The organism is Bacteroides caecimuris, assembly GCF_001688725.2.
GTDB lineage: Bacteria > Bacteroidota > Bacteroidia > Bacteroidales > Bacteroidaceae > Bacteroides > Bacteroides caecimuris.
Window position 1 is genome coordinate 4,310,575 of sequence record NZ_CP015401.2, and the last position, 19,166, is coordinate 4,329,740.

The window sequence follows — 19,166 nt, forward strand, 5'->3', positions numbered from 1 at the left end:
ATGGATGACAGGGCGGCTTTTGACAAAATGTTTAATGAATGGTATGCACAATTTGTATATTTTGCATACTATTTTATTAATGACGCTGAAGTATGCAGAGATATCGTAAGTGATGCTTTTGAATATTTATGGCGTAATTATGAAAAGATAGAAGAATCCACAGCAAAAACTTATCTTTATACAATCGTTCGTACACGTTGCATTGACTATCTGCGCAAGCAAAATATCCATGAAGAATATATAGAGTTTACTTCGCAAGTAACTGATAAAATGATAGAAAGCGATTCACAATGTTCTGATTCTCGTGTTTTGCGTATACGTGAAGCTATGAAGAAGTTGACTCCTTATAATTACCGTATACTGGAAGCATGCTATATTCATAATAAGAAATATAAAGAAGTGGCCGAAGAGCTGAATGTAAGTGTCGCAGCCATTCATAAGAATATAGTGAAAGCTTTGCGTATTCTTCGTGAAGAATTGGGGCAAAAAGGTAACCGGAACAGACTTTAAAACGTAAATATATATATATTGAATACATTATTTATGGATGAAAAGAATATAAATATAAGTAAGTCGGAAGAAGAACTCCTGGAAATCATGGAGAATCGTTCTCATATAACTGCTGAACAATTGCATCATTTGAAAGAAGATGAAGAATGTTTGCAAGCATGTGCTGATTTGGCGGAGGTTGTGATAGAAATGCAGAAAGAACAAAATATGCTGGCAGTTGATGTCCGGAAAGAACTGGCAGATTTTCGTAATAAACATTCTAAAAACAATAGGAGAAAGTATACACGCATACTGTGGGCTAGTGTCACAGGTGTGGCGGCAACTGTTGTCATAATTTTGGTTTTACGTGCAATGATGATTTCATCACAACCGGAAATCATTAAAGTGTTTCAAGCCGACCACATTGCTCAAGAAGTCACTTTACAAGTGAATGATGAGAAGGAAATAAAGCCGTTAAAAGAAGTAGTAGAATCTCTTTCGTCTTCCTTTACTGCACAGTTGTCTTCTAAAGAAATAGATTATAGCCATGCTCTTCTTCAGACAGAAGTCAAGGAAGTGGGAAAGCAGAAAGTACAGATACATAGATTAAATATTCCTAGAGGCGAAACATTCAAAGTTGTTTTATCCGAGGGGACTGAAGTCTTCTTGAATTCAGACAGTCGTTTGGCGTATCCTACAGTTTTTAAAGGAAAAGAAAGAGTCGTTTCTTTGGAAGGTGAAGCTTATTTTAAAGTTGCTAAAGATACAGAACATCCTTTTATTGTGAAAAGTGGAAATCTGCAAGTTCGTGTATTGGGAACGGAATTTAATGTGCGTAGCTACTCTCCAACTGATGTCCGTGTTACGCTCATTACAGGAAAGGTAGCAGTTAGCGATACTTGTGGGGTTCATAGTGTTGAAATGAGACCGGGACAAAGTGCACAACTTTCTTCTAACGGAACATTGGTAGTGGATGAAGTGGATATTGAATCATTTTTGTATTGGAAGGAAGGATTTTTCTATTTTGATGATGTTGCCCTAGTTGACATGATGAAAGAAATAGGACGTTGGTATAATATAGATATTGAGTTCCGTAGTAGCAAAATCATGGATCTTCGTATGCATTTCTTTGCAAATCGTCATCAAGACATCTTTCACTTGGTTGAATTATTAAACCGAATGGAGAGAGTTCATGCCTATTTTGAAACAGGAAAACTAGTTATCGAATAAAAAGCAAGCAAAAAGTCATAAATCTGAATAGAAATATATATTTCTGAAAAAAAATCTTTTTAAGGGTAACCATTCTTTTTTAAACTTCGTATACAATTAAAAGAATGAAATATTATTTAACTATTCAGGCTTATGAAAAAGAATCAAGCACAAAAGTTCATTGTCTTATTCTTGTTTTTCCTTTTTGCCTATTCATGGCGTGTTGAAGCACAAACAGGTAAGGAAAAGCAAATAACAATGGAGTTTAAAAATGAAGGGTTGCCTTCTATTTTTAAACGTTTTGAAAAGGTGTCGGGGTATAAAGTACTTTTTATCTACGATGAAATCAGTTCTTATACTTCTACCGGAAAAGTAGAAAAAGCTACAGTCGATGAAGCATTGAAAGTGATTATTGGAAAAAATCCGTTGAAATACCACATTGACGGACAATTCATAAATATCACAAAAAAAGATTCTAAGAAGTTTTTCTCACAAGTAAAAGGAAAAGTTCTTTCCGAGGAAGACGGACTTCCGGTGATTGGTGCCACTATTATAGTGGAAGATCCTAGTAGTAATATCCGTACTATTACAGATAATAATGGTAATTTTCAGCTCTCTGACGTTCCGAAAGATAGCCGGGTCAAAATATCGTATGTAGGTTTGGAAACCCAGTTCTTGAATCCTTCATCTCAGATGTCGGTAGTGATGAAAGCCGATACGAAGGCGTTGGATGAAGTAGTGGTGACAGGTATGTTTAATAGAAAGAAAGAGGGATTCACCGGTTCTGCCGTTACTATTAAAGGAGAAGATCTGAAAAAGTATAGTACAAATAATGTAGCTAAAGCGATAGCCGCTGTTGCTCCCGGACTTCGTATTGTGGATAACATCAATATGGGATCTAATCCGAATGGTTTGCCTGATATGCGTATGCGTGGCGGTGCAAATATGGATATGGCTACGCAGTCGGCGGTAGAGTTTAATTCTACCAGTAATGATGTATTGGCAGTTCAGGGTGAATATGAGACTTATGCTAACCAACCCTTGCTTATCATGGACGGATTTGAAATCAGTATACAGACGCTTGCCGATATGGATCCCGACCGTGTTGCTTCTATCGTTGTGTTGAAAGACGCGGCAGCTACGGCTATCTATGGTTCGCGTGCGGCAAATGGAGTAATTGTTATCGAGAGCAAGACTCCCAAACCGGGGCGGATTTGGGTGACGTATGGTGGGGAACTTCGTGTTGAAGCTCCGGACATGACCGGATATAACCTGATGAATGCAAGAGAGAAGATAGACGCAGAGTTGCAAAGCGGACTTTATACATACGGTGGCGAGACTGTTGAAAAATGGAAGCTCTATCAATCTAAATTGCGTGAAGTATTGGCGGGAGTCAATACGTATTGGTTGGACAAACCTTTGCAGACAGCTTTCCAACAGCGGCATACGGTTACGTTGGAAGGTGGTGACGAAGCTTTGCGTTATCGGATGTATGTCGGATATAATAGTTCTCCGGGTGTGATGAAAGACAGTAAGCGTGATGTATTGACCGGTTCACTTGATTTTCAGTATCGTCTGAAAAAGGTATTGTTAAAGAATAGCATTACGTTGGATAATTCGGTAGCTAATGAGTCTCCGTGGGGAAGTTTTAGCGAATATACCCGTTTGAATCCCTATCTGCGTCCGTATGGAGAGAACGGGGAAATACAAAAACGACTTGATAATTTTGAAGGAGTAGGTGGTGAGTCGAGCTATCTGAATCCGATGTACAATACAACATTCAACAGCAAAGATCAAAGCAAAAACTTTACCGTACGTGAACTTTTCAGGGTGGAATATAATCCTACTAATGAATTGCGGTTTGAAGGAGCTTTCAACTTGTCCAAGAGTGTGGGACATCGTGATATTTTCCGTCCTGCACAGCATACGCTTTTTGATAATGTGACTGATCCTACCTTAAGAGGTGATTATCGCAGAAGTCAGAGCGAAGCTGTCAATTGGGGCATAGATTTAACAGGAAGCTGGAATAAGCAACTGGAAGATCACTACCTGACTGCTAATGCACGTATGAGTGTATTGGAGAATAATTCGGAGACTTATGGAAACTATGTGACCGGTTTCCCGAATGATAATATGGATAACTTGCTGTTTGGTAAGAAATATAATGAGAAGGTGACGGGAGATGAGAGGACCACACGCTCCATTGGTTGGGTGGCTGCCGGAGGCTATTCTTATAAATATAAGTATTCGTTCGATTTTAATATACGTTTGGACGGCTCTTCACAGTTTGGAAGAAATAACCGTTGGGCTCCTTTCTGGTCAACCGGATTACGTTGGGATTTGAAAAAAGAGAACTTCATGAAAAATGTATCTTTTATTTCTGATTTCATATTGAGGGGTACATACGGTACGACTGGTTCGCAAGGTTTTGACCCTTATCAGGCACACGGTTATTATACATATTCTAATCTACTGCTTCCTTATTACTCATCGGATGCAACAGGGTCGGAAATCCTCGCCATGCATAATGAAAATTTGAAATGGCAGACTACCAAAAGCACTAATCTTGCCTTGGAACTCGGTTTCTTAGACCAACGTCTTACCGCCCGTGTGGAGTATTACCGGAAAATAACAGATAATATGGTTACTTCGGTAAGTCTTGCCCCTTCTCTTGGTTTCAGCAGTTATCCTGAAAACCTGGGAAAGATAGAGAATAAAGGTTGGGAAATTTCTCTGTCGGCTATTCCTTATAAGAATACTGCCAAACAGGCTTACTGGACAATTACAGTGAACGGTTCTCGCAATACTGACAAACTGTTGGAGATATCAGAAGCAATGAAACATAGGAATGACATGAATGCATCCAATCTGAAAGATACACCGTTGCCACGTTATGAAGAAGGAGAATCTCTTTCCCGCATTTGGGTAGTACGTTCATTAGGTATCGATCCCGCTTCCGGAAATGAAATATTATTAAAGCGTAACGGAGAAATGACCAGCGCCGTTAACTGGAATGCGAATGATGTAGTTCCTATTGGTAATACAGAACCTAAATGGCAAGGATATATTAATTCTTCCTTTACATATAAAGGTTGGGGAGCAGATGTCAGTTTCAGATACCAGTATGGCGGTCAGGTATATAACCAGACTTTGATTGATAAGGTGGAAAATGCCAATCTGAAATATAATGTAGACCGACGTGTGAGCCAGTTGCGTTGGGCTAAACCAGGTGACAAAGCACAATTCCGTGCTCTTAATCCTAGCGGTTGGGATACGAAGGCCACCTCCCGGTTTATCATGGATGAAAATATATTCCAAGGAAGTTCGTTGTCTGTCTACTATCGTATGGATCGTACCAATACAAAATTTATCAGCCATTGGGGATTGAGTTCTGCCAAAGTGACGTTTAATATGGAAGACTTTTTCTATTGGTCTACAGTAAAACGCGAAAGAGGTTTATACTATCCATATTCCCGTCAGTTTACATTTGCTTTGAATGTTGCTTTCTAATTAAAAACATATTTGTATGAAACAGTTAATATATATATTATTGACAACAACCATGCTGGGACTTATGTCTTGCAGCGACTGGTTGGATGTATCTCCGAAGACTTCTATTCCTACCGACAAGCAATTTGAGTCGGAATCCGGATTTAAAGATGCTCTTACGGGTATTTATTTGAAGTTGGGCACCAAGACATTGTATGCCGGAGACTTGACTTATGCATATTTGGATGAGTTGGCAGGATTATATTCCGATTATCCGGGATATAATACAAACGCTGTTTTCAATCAAAGTATTGTATTTGATTATGAGAACATGTTTTTGAGTAAGAAAAACGGGATTTACTCGGCAATGTATAACATCATAGCCAATATTAACAACTTCCTGGAGTACGTAGATAAAAATAAAGATGTCTTAGTAACCGAACGCTATTATGAAACCATGAAGGGAGAGGCTCTCGGGCTTCGTGCTTTTCTCCATTTTGATTTGTTGCGCATGTTCGGTCCTATTTATAAGGAACATCCTACATCCAAAGCTATACCTTACCGTACAGCTTTTGATAAAGACGCTACACCTGTTTTATCGGCCAGCGAAGTGGTTGATGCCATTCTCAAAGATTTGAATGCTGCTGAAAAATTGCTGAAAGAGAGTGACCCTCTTGACTTCTTTACCGATCAGATGGATGAAGATGTTACAGAGATAAATTCTTTTCTTGTCAATCGTGAATTTCGTATGAATCTATATGCGGTGAAAGCTATGCTGGCCCGTGTATATTGTTATAAAGGGGATGCGGAAAGCAAAGGATTGGCTGTGGAGTATGCTAAACAAGTGATTGCTGCTTCAGAGTATTTTACGTTGTACAAATCGCAGACCGCTTCCAGTTATAATTCCATACGTTATGCGGAGCAAATATTCGGAATAACAGTCAATGAATTCTCCAATCTGCTTATTGGAAACTATATGGATATGGAGAATACTAACATCCAGCAACATTTCTACTTGGATGAAAATAAATTTAATGCTTTCTATGAAACAGCTAGTGCGGGGAATACGGATTGGAGAAGAATTGCAGAAATGTTTGAAGTTGTTGACGGAGCAAGCCAGACAAATGTCTTCTGTAGAAAATATAACCAGAAACCTTTGAATAGCGGATATACTTATTCCGGTGCCAATGCCGTTCCGTTGATACGTTTACCTGAAATGTACTATATTGTAGCAGAGTGTGCATCTTCTGCATCGGAAAGTGCTGATGCACTGAACACCGTACGTTTTGCTCGGGGTATTTCTTACAGTGATGAGATACCGACTACCGGATATGATGACCTTGATACTACTTCGGAAGAAGACAAAAACCAGACTAAACGTATCAATGAAATAATGAAAGAATATAGAAAAGAATATTTTGCAGAAGGACAACTTTTCTATTTTTTGAAAGCGCATAATTACAGCACTTATTACGGCTGTGGGGTAGAAACAATGACTGAAGCCCATTATCAGATGACATTGCCGGATGATGAGTATATTTTTGGAAACAACTCTAAATGATGAAGTTTTATGAAACGTATTATATATTTTATTTTAGCTATTCTTGTTTGTGGCATCTATGCAGGATGCAGCGAGAATGAGATAGACTTGTATGATCAGACACCTCGTATCAATTTCTATGGAAGTCTGCATATCCGCACATTGGTTGATACAGACTATGTGAAAAAAGATGATCCTTATGCCATAGACAGTTTTACGGTGAAAATACAGGGGGATCTTTTGAAAGAGAACCGTGATTTCTGTGTGAAAGTTAGTCCGAATAGTGATTATCAGAAGTCGGTAGATGTATTGTTGGAAAGCAAGTATACATACACTGAATTGGATACAGTTTGCCAGGTATTCTATTATAAAATTAAACGTCCGGCAGTAGAGGCAGGTAGAAAAGTCTATGGCTGTTTTTTGGAGTTTGATTTGAACAATCCTCTTCATCAGTTTGACAAAGGGCTGGTTGAGCAGCATCAAATATCTTTAAATGTCAGATGGGAGTTGAAAACGGATGAATGGGGTTGTTGGAGCGGATATAAATATGGCAGCTACAGTGACGAGAAATATATGTTCATTATGGATGTATGTGGGTGTGTGTATGAGGAACTGGAAGAGGAGGATTATGACAAAGTCAAACAAGCTTACAAGGAATATAGAGAAGCAGGAAATCCTCCTATTTTAGGTGAAGACGGTGATGAAATTGTTTATGAATAAGATTAAAGAAAAAACGTTATGAGGAAATATATCATCTATATAGCAAGTTTTATCGGAGCGGCTTTATTGCAAACAGGCTGTTACGATGACAAGGGAGATTACGATTATCATGATGTGAATATGATGGAAATTGTAATACCTGAAACCAAGTTGCGTATGCCGAAGGAAGAAGCGGTGGAAGTTTCAATCATGCCGCAGATTTCTCAGACATTGGAACAGAATGAAGAAAATCTTGTATTTCAGTGGAAGCGTCTCAATCCGAATGCCACATTGGGTTCGGACCGTTTGTCTGATTATACGGATTATTCTGTAGGAAAAGAATGTAAGATAACTGTTGAGCCTAATGAATCGGATAATATAGGTTTGATGTTGGTTGTTTCGGATGAAAGAGATGGGACTATGTGGTATCAAAAAGGGCAGGTGACAATAATCAAGCCATTTAATCCTTGTTGGTTTGTCCTTCAGGAGAAAGAAAATAAGGGAGTGCTTGGAGCTATTGAAGGAACATCGGAAGGATATTATGTATATCCGGATGTATTTCTGTCGGAAACAGGAAATACGTTTCCTCTAGATGGAAAGCCATTAGCTGTGACTGCCCGGCGTGAATATGGAGGTGATCGGTCAGCTATATCTATGATACCTCCCTTTTTTGGGTTGAAGATTGTTCCTATTTTAACACTAGTGACAGATAAGGATGCAGCTTTGTTTACTCCGAGTACATTAGAAATGATGTACCAATCGGATAAAATATTATTTGAGTCGGTTCAACAAGGAAAAGCAATAAAGATTGATGCTTATAAAATGGATAAAAACGGTGAATTGTTTGTAAATGACGGGAAGTCCTATTTCGCCTATATGGATGGTCTTTGTATACCTTATACTATTCAGAATGAATCCGGTGATTATCTATCTGTTTCTACTTATGGTTCTTATGGAAAAGGGTTGGTATTTTTTGATTCTTCTACACATTCTTTCTTGAATGGTTGGGCTTTATCTGGTTTTAGTGATTATATGAATTCATATTATATTTCCAAGCCTATTCGTTCTGGTTCTTCAAAGTGGGAAGATAAACGCCCGATACAAGCTTCTGCAATTGATTTTAATGATGGAGATGGAAGTGCCTTTAATCCAAATAACATTGATCCTTCTCTACAAGTGAGAACGATAGTTACAGGAGGAAGTGGTGGTAATAATGCTTATGCCATTGCTTCTACTCAGAGCGGGAAAGATTTGACGGTATTTAAGTTTAGTAGTAGTTCTCCTACTTGTGCAGGTTTATATACTGTTTCTTTACCGTCGGATATAAATGTGGAAACTGCAAAATTTGCTGCTTCTTATGCTTATACGGCAGATCTTCTGTTTGTAGCTTCCGCTAACAAGTTATATCGAATAGACTTGAATCGTAGTCAGGTGACAGAACTTTATCAATATGAAGCAGACCCGTCAGCACAAATCACGTGTTTGAAGTTTAAGGATGCTGAAAATGAAGAAGAACTCGGTATGTCTCTCGGATTGGGTATCAATACTGCTGACAAGGGTTTAGTTGTCGAATTACAGCTGACAGTGGCGGGAGATGTATCCCGTGGAGAAAACAGTATTTGTGTTTACGAAGATCCCAATCAGCCTATCGGAAAGATTGTTGATATTAGTTATAATTACGAATAGTATGAACTAATCCTTATGCTAAAAGGAATGATCAGTGCAATATTTCTAGCTGTTGCCTGTACTTTTTTGTACGGGCAACAGCCAAGTATTGCTACTTTCTTAAAGGGGGAAGCCCCTGTGGAAATTATTCCCGGTATGTTTACTACCTATCGAAGTGACAAACATATATATTGGGAAATTCCGGATTCATTGGTTGGACGTGAATTTGCAGTAACGACTACCATTCTGACAGCTCCTGCCCATCCGGACCGGGATATGGAAAAGAAATTCGGATATTCGGGTGACATGATAGGTCCGGTATTTTTTAGTTTTCAAAAACAGGGTAACGAGTTGTGGATAATGGACCCACAATATGAAAGAGTGATAGAAAACCCTGAAGGAGTATATGCCAAGATTGCCGTTCAACGGGGAAATGGCAGACTTTACAAGAGATTGCCGATCATCACAAAGACTCAAGGAAGTAGTTTGGTAGAGATCGGTGAAATATTAAAAGATTTCCCTTTGTTTACTCTCGATATTGTATCTTTTGATTTATCAATAGGTACGCGTTTAAGAGAAAAAGATTCTATCAAAGAAATTAAAGGATATGACAACCGCCTGTTAATACACGCATCACGAGCTTATCGAAGTTCGTCAATGAGAATGCCTGGCAAGCCTGTTTCGTCTCCTTATATTGGAGACTGGGATACGGGTATTTGCATTAAATTATTATCCAAGAAACCATTGGAGGCAGTTACTGCAAATGCCGGAACTTATTTTACGATCGGCAAGGAGTGTTTTCAAGGAGATCAGCCTGCTATTCGGAAATCTGTTGTCAAACGATGGCGGCTGGAAATAAGGGCGGAAGATGAAGAAAGATACATGAGGGGCGAACTGGTAGAACCCATACAACCTATTATTTTTTATATAGACCGTAATACACCGGAAAAGTACATCGACTGTATCATGGAAGCGGTGCGCGACTGGCGTCCGGCTTTTGAGAAAGCCGGGTTTAAGAATGCCATCGATGCACGGTTGGCTCCCACTGCCGAAGAAGATCCTGATTTTAGTATTTATGACAGCACTTATCCGTTTATTTCATGGAAGATATCAGGGCAAAATAACGCTTATGGACCGACTCCATGCGAACCACGGTCCGGTGAGATTATAGCTTGCCACATCGGTATTTTTTGCAGTGTCTTGAATTTGGAACAGAAATGGTATTTCGCTCAATGTGGAGCGAATGATCCGCAGGCATGGAATATAGAGCTGCCGGACTCTTTGCAATTCGAACAGATAAAACAAGTGCTGACACATGAAGTGGGTCATACATTAGGGTTGGAACATAATTTTCTGGGTAGTTCTCATTACTCCATCGATCAATTACGTGATAATGACTTTTTAAGCCAATATAGTATCGGTAGCTCCATAATGGATTATGTGCGGTGTAATTATGCTTTGCGGCCTCAAGATAAAGTTGATTTGAAAAACAGGCGGATACGTGTCGGTGAATATGATAAGTGGGCTATCGAATGGGGATACCGGATATTCCCGGGCAAGGATGCTTCTGAAAGAGAAAAGAACAGGGCTCTTTGGAATCAGGAAAAACAGAAAGATCCCTTATTACATCTTTCAAGCAGAATGGATGTACGGGCTCAGGCAGAAGATTTGGGCAATGACCATGTTGCGGTGAATACCCAAGGAATAGAGAACCTGAAATATTTGTGTGAACATCCGGATGTCTGGAATGTGACGGATAAAACGTCCTTGCGTGTATTACAGGGGCGTTATGAAGCGGTATTGGAGCATTACAAACAGTGGGTGCAACATGTATTGTCACATTTAGGCGGAAAGCGTCTTGCCGAACCGGATGAGGAGCATATTTACATACCTGAAAAGGCTGATTACAATAAGAAGGTTATGAGCTTTATACAGGCTTACATATTACAACCGCCTGTGTGGATGTTTGATGAAAAACTTACCGCTAAATTAGAAATAGACGGTAGCCGGGAGTTCGACCGTTTTTATGAAGAGCTGATGTCGGAAATGATTCGTTCTCTCCGGGAAGTGGAAAGAACGGAGAATGTTTGTGAGGGTATGTTGTCTGTAGATGAGTTTTTGGAAAGCATACATAAAGAATTATTTTCCGAATGGGCTGACAATATTCCTGTAAGTGACGCCAAGTATAAAGTGCAGCTGCTTTATGTGAGTAAACTTGCTAAATTGTTGGATAGATCAGAAAAGATAACCTCGTCGAAATTATTGGTTTCCATTATGCAGGCTTTAAATAGAATAAAGGAGGAAAGTCTTGATTATAGCCATAAAATTACGGATCCGGTTGCCAAAAAACGGGTAATGTTTCTTGTAGATAGTATTTGGTTTTAATGATGAAAAGTAAATAAAGAAATTCATGAAGAGAAGAAGATATGTGATTGGTATATTGTTGTGTGTCACAGCTTTGCTTCAGGCACAGGATTCCGTCAAGCCGTTTGACGAGTTTTTTGTTGCCGGGATGGATAAGATCGACGGTGTGTTTCCTGTATATGTAGCGGAAAAAGAAATCTATTTGGAAATACCCGAAAAATATATCGGGCGGGAAATTGAAGTCAGTGGACAGATAGACCGAGGGTTTGATTTGTTGAATCGTCCGGTTAACGGACTGGGAGTAGTGCGTATTATCTCTTCGGATAAAGCTACAATATGCTTTCAAAAACCGTTTTATACAGAGCGTATTTTAGATGAAAAAAGCACATATCAGCAATCTTTCTCGTTGTCGAACAGGCAACCTGTCGGTAAAAGCTATCCGGTGGTGGCCTATTCAAAAGAACAGGGAGCCATTATTCGGATAACAGAGTATCTGACGACTGGCGATGAGTGGTTCAGTTATAATGATAGTTTTATTCGTTCCTTGGTTCCGGAACTGTCGGAAATAATGAAAATACATCCTTTTAAGGAAGGCGTGTCGTTTACGGTCAGACGCTATCATGGAGTTGAGGCGGAAAGATATATGCTGTCCAGTTCTGCCGTTCTATTGCCTGAGGGTAGTATGCCTTTGGAAGTCACTTGTGCAGTACGCTTGCTGCCTCTGAAAGAAGATCAGGTCCGCCTGGCAGATTACAGGATACCCTACCGGACATTGAGTTTCAAAGATTACTCGCAGAATCCTTATTGTATGGTAGAAGATTCATTGATTCTTCGTTGGGATATGTCACAACCGCTTACTTTCTATGTGGATACTCTTTTCCCGAAGGAATATTTCCAGGCAGTAAAGGAAGGAGTGGAAGCATGGAATACCGCCTTCCATAAAGCAGGTATTCATGATGCTTTACAAGTGAGGTATGCAGACCGAAAGATAATTCCGGCAGAACAACGTGCTTTTATATCTTATGATTTGAGAATACCGGGGATCAAAAGTGACTTTATCTATCATCCTCGTACCGGAGAGATACTTTCATGTCGTCTGAATATCGGACATGGATTCCTAAAAGGAAAATTAGACGACTATCTGTTAAGTTGCGGTGCCTCGGATTCGCGTATTCTGGCTGACCGTTATTCTAAAGAAGTGAAAAAAGAATTGTTGCAAAATGAAATAACGGAAGAGACTGGATATCTTTTAGGTTTGCGCAGAAGTTTATCGAAAAGTTCGTGTGGAAAGACTTTAAAAGTGGGAGATGATGATTGCCGGATTGTTTATTTTGGCTATCATCCTTTTAAAGGAGACAAAAATTGTTATGATGAACGGGAGAAGCTCCGCCAGTGGATAGATCATAATTTACCAGACCACATTCGTTTATTCCAACCATCAGGGAAGGAGAACTCTGATTCTTCATTTTCAGAAGATTATGCAGTCAAAATATCGGATTTGCAGACTGTAGTGAGTCGGTTGGATAAGATTGTGTATAAGGGGAAGAAATACGACAAAGGGAGTTCGCTCACTGATATATACAGAAAGGCTATTCGTCTGTATGGGAGTTATCTGATGGAAATGGCAAAGGTGGTGGGTAGTTCTCAACCGGCAAATGCGCAGCGTCAGGCAATGCTTGATTTGGACAACTGCTTGTTTCATCCTGTTAAGGAGATGGAATGTGCCTATGTAAAAGAGAATTTGTTGGAAACAAGAAACAATCTTCTGTATCCGGAGCTGGCGAAGTTATTCAAACAATTGTTGAGTGTAAAGACAATTTCTGCTCTTCGATTGCAGGCGTTGCAGAGTGACGGGAAGGGGTATGGCGATATTGATTTCTTCCGGGATCTTTATAAGGGGTTGTTTAACGATTTTGATCCGCAATCTGCCGTTAGTTATGAACAGATGGATATCCAGCTGATATGTTTGGAAGCGTGGCTGGAGATTATACAGAAAAATGCTGAACATAACAGTACGGTAAAGCGTTTGAAGGACGAATTGCATAGTCTGTACGATAGGTTGGAGAAGCTTAGCACAACGCACTCCCAAGTAGAAGTACGTGATATGTATATGCTGTTTTTGCGAAGAATGGACCCATATTTCCGTGCGGTTCCTTGAGTGGCGTTAGAGTCATAATTTGTTTGGGGTGATGAAAAAATGGTCGTACAGATAGAATAACCTATAAGTTTTGGGTTATCTTTGTGCGCGACTAATTGGAGAAATTAGTAGACAAAGTGAGCAGTTTAATTTTGCAGTATTGACTAGAAATGGTTGGTTGATAAAGTATGTAAATTGTAAATGATAAAATTAGAAGTAATATGACTATTATTTTTCCTTCACCCATCTTCGGCCCTATTCATTCCCGCCGTTTGGGCGTTTCTTTGGGAATCAATTTATTGCCGGACGACGGTAAGGTTTGTTCATTCGACTGCATTTATTGTGAGTGTGGTTTCAATGCCGAACGTCGTACGAAGAAACTTCTTCCTACCCGTGAAGAAGTCCGCACAGCTCTCGAAGAGAAACTAAAAGATATGCAGGCCAATGGTCCCGCCCCCGATGTATTGACATTTGCCGGAAACGGTGAACCGACTGCGCATCCCCATTTCCCGGAAATCATAGAAGATACACTTGCGCTTCGCGACAAGTATTTCCCAAAAGCGAAAGTAAGCGTATTGAGTAACTCTACATTTATCGACCGTCCTGCCGTATTCGAAGCACTGAACAAGATAGATAACAATATCCTGAAACTGGATACGGTGGATGAAGAATACATTCATCTGTTGGACCGTCCTAACGGAAAATATTCTGTTAAGAAGATCATCGAAAGAATGAAAGAGTTCGAAGGAAACTGCATCGTACAAACGATGTTCCTGAAAGGAAGTTATCAGGGAAAAGATGTAGATAATACATCTGATAAGTATGTGCTCCCCTGGATAGAAGCAGTGAAAGAAATCGCTCCCCGTCAAGTGATGATTTATACGATCGACCGGGAGACTCCCGACCATAATTTGCAGAAAGCTACGCATGAAGAGTTAGACCGTATTGTGGCTTTATTGGAAAAGGAAGGTATTCCGGCAACAGCTTCTTATTAAAATATAATTCAAACAGGGATATATTTCTAATAGATAATACGTAAGAGAGTTAATATAAGAGGGCGAACTAATAGAATTCAGAAGTGTCATACTTCCTATTCTATTGCTCGCCTTTTTATTGGCTTCATGAGCTGTTTCAGCCTATTCTGACAAGGGTATATTCTCACTGCGATGAGAAAAAGTTCTCATTGCAGTGAGAGTTTTTTCTCATTATAATGAGTATTTTTTCTCATCGCAGTGAGAATGCTTGAGAAATTGTACTTTCCTGATAATGGTTCCTAACATTTGAAGAAAAACTCAATATTGTAAGCAAAGTCAAGAGCGGTCAGCCGATTAATACCTTTTTGACTGTTCGGTTTCTTATATGAAAGGCTAGCTTCCTTTCTTCACATAATCTTTCGGCAATATCCCGAACTGCTTCCAAAAGCAACGGGCAAAGTACGAAGGATTATTGAATCCTACAATGAAACAAACCTTATTGATCCGGTATTTACGCCAAGTGTTATCTGCAAAACGTACTTTATAAAGAACACTCCTCCTAGCTTAAATAGCATATTTACCTAATTATGTTTCCTGTAAATACTCATTTTACCGAAACATAGTTAGGTAAACAAAATAAAGTTCTTATATTTGCATGAATTGAAGGTTATTAAAAAACTGATTTTGGTATGGAAAAGACTCTGATACGCCAGAATGCCCAATGGAATGGCAAAATGTTTGATCACTTGTGTCCGAGAGACATCATGGACAATCTTCTGAAAAAGAAAACGATGCGTCATGTCCAGATACTGACTGGTGTACGTCGTTGTGGCAAATCTACTGTCTTCAAACTATTAATTAATGACCTGTTGCAATCAGGAGCGAGCGGTAAGTCGATTCTTGTACTTAATTTGGATGATCCGCAGTTCATTCCATTTTGGGATGATTCCTCCAAATTATTCGGCGTGATTGAAAATGCAGAACGTCTGACGGGAGAGAAAGTGAAATACCTGTTTTTGGATGAAGTAGAACATTTATGTGATTGGGAGATATTCATAAAGAGTGCTTATGACACTGAGATATTTGAAAAGATATATATTACGGGGTCTAACTCGCAATTGTTACAGAACCGTTTTTCCGCCTTGTTGTCCGGTCGTTATTTCGAGAATGAAGTGCGTCCGTTTTCTGTTCGGGAAGTTTTTCGTTCGCAAGGAATAACGACTTTGCTTGATTGTTATACCCAAACACCGAAAGTTCTGCGTATCATGGACAATGTCCTTTCTACAGGTTGTTTTCCTGAAATCGTATTGGGTGATGCTGATGAGGACATCAAACAGGAATTATTGAAAAGCTATTTCGAATCCATTGTGCAGAAGGATTGCATCGTTTATAGTGGCATACGTGACACCCATTTGTTCTTTCGTCTGGTCAATTACTTGATGCAGAATATGGGGAGCCGTTTTTCTATACCGGCTGTGGGTAAGGCACTGAAAAGCAATGAAAATACAGTTGCGTCCTATCTCAACTTTTTGTGTGACAGTTATATTTGCGTCGATGTACGTAACTTTTCTTATTCTTTGAAAGAGACTTCCCGTTCCCAGCATAAGTGTTATTTCATTGACAATGGTTTGGTTTCAGCCAATGTCTTTCGTTATTCTCCGCAAAGTGGTAGTGCCTTAGAGAATCTTGTTTATAATGAGCTGAGAAATAAAGGGTATATGAATATTTCATTCGACAATAGTAAGACGGAATGTGATTTTTTGGCATATAAAAACGGGAAAGCTTATGGCTTTCAGGTTTGCTATGAACTGAATGACATGAACCTGAAACGTGAACTGTACGGATTCGAACTGGAAAATGTGATGCTCGAAAAGAAGATACTGCTTACTTACAACCAGAAGGAAACTTATGGGGATATTGAAGTTGTTCCCTTTTGGGAATGGGTTATGTCACCACCTTTCACATAATCTTTCGGCAATATTCCGAACTGTTTCTGAAAGCAACGGGCGAAGTACGAAGGATTATTGAATCCTACAATGAAACAAACCTCATTGATCCGGTATTCCCCTTCCCGCAAAAGTTCTCCCGCAGTTTTGAGCCGTATCAACCGGATATAATCATTGGGTGGCATTCCGGTCAGTCCTTTTAATTTGCGTTGTAAATTGGAACGGCTGATAGCCATTTCTTCCGCCATCTTGTCGATGGTAAATTCTTCATTGGTGAAATTGCGGGTAATGATTTCATTGATTGTGTTCAGCCATTTCACGTCTGTTTTGTTCATTAATGTCTGGTCGTATGACATATTCGGAACGGTTGTAAAGTGGTTGAACAGCATGCGTCGGTTTTCAAGCAGATTACAACGCTTCCTTGCCATTGGAGGCTGTATGGATGGTATAGGTATTTCCCAGATTCTTAGCTAGAAACTCCAGCATATCCGTCGTGTCTTCCACTACCAGAAGAGAGTAACCGGCGGGTTCGCCTTCTTCTTCCAAAGCGGGAACCTTGTCGGGCATGGAAGTAATGGAGGGGCTGACAGAGATGCTTTTCTCCAAATACGGAATTTCCACACATACCTCGCACCCTTCCGTATAGCCGGGATTGATATAAACCTTTCCTTTATGCTTTTCCACCAACAATTTGACGAGACTCAATCCGATTCCTACTCCCGAACCGTTGTTTCCTGTGTTTCCCACTTGATAAAACGGTTCGAAAACCTTGCTGCATTCCTCTTGCGGAATACCCGGACCGTCGTCGCGTACACACAAGGAGAGCGTACGCCCTTCTGCAGACAGATGTTCGTCCAAAATCACCATAATGCGGGTGCGGGCATATTTCATGGCATTCGTCAGCAAGTTGCTGATAATTTTAGTCAGCGCCTCCTGGTCTACATTATATTGCAGATGTTCTTTCGGCAGGGAGACACTGAAAGAGATTCCGGTCAGGGAGATGGCACGGAAACGGTCGATGATGTCCTCTATCATCCGGTTGATATCCACTTCATTGAATGAAAGCGTATAACCTTCCTTGTCCACTTTGCGGAAGTCGAGCAATTGTTTGATAAGCTCCATCAGCCGATTGGTACTCTTTTGTATCACAGACAGGTTGCTTTCCACTTCACTGTTCCATTCATGTGTTTCCAAAATCGCTTCCAGCGGAGCTTTGATAAGACTAACCGGAGTCTTGATTTCATGTGCTACTTGGGTGAAGAATGTAATTTTCGACTGGAACAATTCCTGATTCTTGATTTGTTCCATCTCTTTCATCTTTCTTGCTTTCACACGGAAAGTATATTCACCCGGAGGCAGGTTGAGAAAAGATACGTTATGTTTATCCGTATATATCCATTCTTTGTGAATACCGTCCAGTTTGTAGGCATATAAATTCTTGCTGGGGCTTGCCAGCCACATGTCCCCATGTTGGTCTTCAACCATATCGTAGATAAAGATATGGCTTAAAGGTTCCAATGTCCGGAAAGAGTCACTTTCCGGGTCATACCGACAGAATCCGGAAAGCGTTCCCAGATAAATGCTGCCATCCTTCGTTTGATAGATAGAGTAGATATGGTCGTTAGGAATTGAATGTAGGTTTGCGCGGTTATGGCGATAGTTTTTCATTTTTCCCGTTTGAGTATCCAAGATATATAATCCCCGTGAGAAACTGCCAATCCACAATTTTCCTTCATTGTAGAGCAGTGCATGGATATTATGATAACCGATATTAGGGTTACTGCTTTTCAACAGATGGTTTTTGAACTTCTTCGTGCGGGGATCAAAGAGATTCAGTCCCCCGTCTTCGGTAGCAATCCAGATGTTACCGTCGGGATCTTCGCAGAATTGGCTGATTACATTTCCCGAAAGAGAATTTTCCGTACCATTGGGATAATACCACTCGATATCCTTATGCTTGGGAGACAGGTAACTCACTCCACTGAAATAAGTCCCGATCCAGATTCCCCCTTCCCTATCCTGATAACAGGCATAGATACTTTCTTTATTTTGTTCGTCGTCGGTAGGCAGACATTCTCCTGTCGTGGTGTTGAATGTATAAAGTCCGTCGTCGGAGCCGAGATAGAAAGAGTTGGCCGTCCGTTGAAACAAGGTGCGGATGCGCGGAATGGTAAGCGTGTCCCCTTCTCCGAAGTAATAGCGGAATTGCCCTGTCTCCTTATTGAACCGTGCCAGTCCCCCGTACCATGTACCCGCCCATAATACTCCCTGCGAACTTTCCATCAAAGAGATAATCTCGTTGCAGGCAGGACGTCCGAAAGAAGTGCCCTCGGATATATATCCTGTGAAGTTGTCCGTAGTTGGTGAACTTGATGCCGTTGAAACGATTCAGCCCGTCCTGCGTTGCAAACCACATATATCCGATGCTATCCTGAAGGATGCTCCGGACACAGTTGCCCGATAACCCCGATCTAACGTCATATTTCTTGTAGATATTGGCGAAGACCAGAGAAACCGATGCCAACAATATACATATGGATAAGATGGATCGTTTCATAGTTTCCTTTCTTTATATCCCCTGTTTGCAAGAGCTATATATCCTGCGTATTGGATCTATATACCCAACAGATTGGATCTATAGCTCCTGTAAACAG

Annotated in this window: 10 protein-coding genes and 2 pseudogenes; 10 read left to right on the top strand and 2 right to left on the bottom strand. The window is 40.1% G+C overall.

The genetic code is table 11. The annotated features are described in order from the left end of the window. The 9 genes from A4V03_RS18620 to A4V03_RS18660 all read left to right on the top strand — a co-directional run bounded on the left by A4V03_RS18620 (position 1) and on the right by A4V03_RS18660 (position 14,587). Positions 1-510 carry a sigma-70 family RNA polymerase sigma factor gene (locus tag A4V03_RS18620; protein ID WP_065539899.1) on the top strand — a complete coding sequence of 170 codons (510 nt, stop codon included), beginning with the start codon at positions 1-3 and terminating at the stop codon, positions 508-510. Positions 511-543: 33 nt separating this feature from the next. Then, positions 544-1,719, top strand: coding sequence for a FecR family protein (locus A4V03_RS18625; protein WP_065539900.1), 1,176 nt, complete (start codon positions 544-546; stop codon positions 1,717-1,719). Positions 1,720-1,851: 132 nt separating this feature from the next. Continuing rightward, positions 1,852-5,208: a SusC/RagA family TonB-linked outer membrane protein gene (locus tag A4V03_RS18630; protein ID WP_065539901.1), complete on the top strand. Its 3,357-nt coding sequence runs from the start codon at positions 1,852-1,854 to the stop codon at positions 5,206-5,208. Between the two features lie 16 nt (positions 5,209-5,224). Next, positions 5,225-6,748 carry a RagB/SusD family nutrient uptake outer membrane protein gene (locus A4V03_RS18635; RefSeq protein ID WP_065539902.1) on the top strand — a complete coding sequence of 508 codons (1,524 nt, stop codon included), beginning with the start codon at positions 5,225-5,227 and terminating at the stop codon, positions 6,746-6,748. 9 nt (positions 6,749-6,757) lie between these two features. Further along, positions 6,758-7,447: a DUF4843 domain-containing protein gene (locus A4V03_RS18640; protein WP_065539903.1), complete on the top strand. Its 690-nt coding sequence runs from the start codon at positions 6,758-6,760 to the stop codon at positions 7,445-7,447. Positions 7,448-7,465: 18 nt separating this feature from the next. Next, positions 7,466-9,112, top strand: coding sequence for a PKD-like family lipoprotein (locus tag A4V03_RS18645; RefSeq protein WP_065539904.1), 1,647 nt, complete (start codon positions 7,466-7,468; stop codon positions 9,110-9,112). A 15-nt stretch (positions 9,113-9,127) separates the two neighbouring features. After that, positions 9,128-11,476 (top strand): zinc-dependent metalloprotease, encoded by a 2,349-nt coding sequence (locus A4V03_RS18650; RefSeq protein ID WP_065539905.1) that lies wholly within the window; start codon positions 9,128-9,130, stop codon positions 11,474-11,476. Positions 11,477-11,501: 25 nt separating this feature from the next. Further along, positions 11,502-13,613 (top strand): DUF5117 and DUF5118 domain-containing protein, encoded by a 2,112-nt coding sequence (locus A4V03_RS18655; RefSeq protein WP_065539906.1) that lies wholly within the window; start codon positions 11,502-11,504, stop codon positions 13,611-13,613. A gap of 200 nt (positions 13,614-13,813) precedes the next feature. Further along, positions 13,814-14,587, top strand: a complete 774-nt coding sequence (locus tag A4V03_RS18660; RefSeq protein WP_065539907.1) for a radical SAM protein — start codon at positions 13,814-13,816, stop codon at positions 14,585-14,587. A gap of 372 nt (positions 14,588-14,959) precedes the next feature. Here the strand turns inward: A4V03_RS18660 and A4V03_RS21730 are convergent. Continuing rightward, positions 14,960-15,079: pseudogene (locus A4V03_RS21730) on the bottom strand (AraC family transcriptional regulator); the annotation flags it as partial. A 176-nt stretch (positions 15,080-15,255) separates the two neighbouring features. On the opposite strand from A4V03_RS21730, the gene A4V03_RS18665 reads away from it, so the two are divergent. Next, the gene (locus A4V03_RS18665; protein WP_065539908.1) at positions 15,256-16,533 is read left to right on the top strand and encodes an ATP-binding protein; all 1,278 of its coding nucleotides are present in this window, start codon (positions 15,256-15,258) and stop codon (positions 16,531-16,533) included. On the opposite strand, the pseudogene A4V03_RS18670 reads toward A4V03_RS18665, so the two are convergent. Next, positions 16,473-19,069, bottom strand: a pseudogene (locus A4V03_RS18670) (hybrid sensor histidine kinase/response regulator transcription factor). The gene A4V03_RS18665 and the pseudogene A4V03_RS18670 overlap by 61 nt on opposite strands. Between the last annotated feature and the right edge of the window lie 97 nt (positions 19,070-19,166).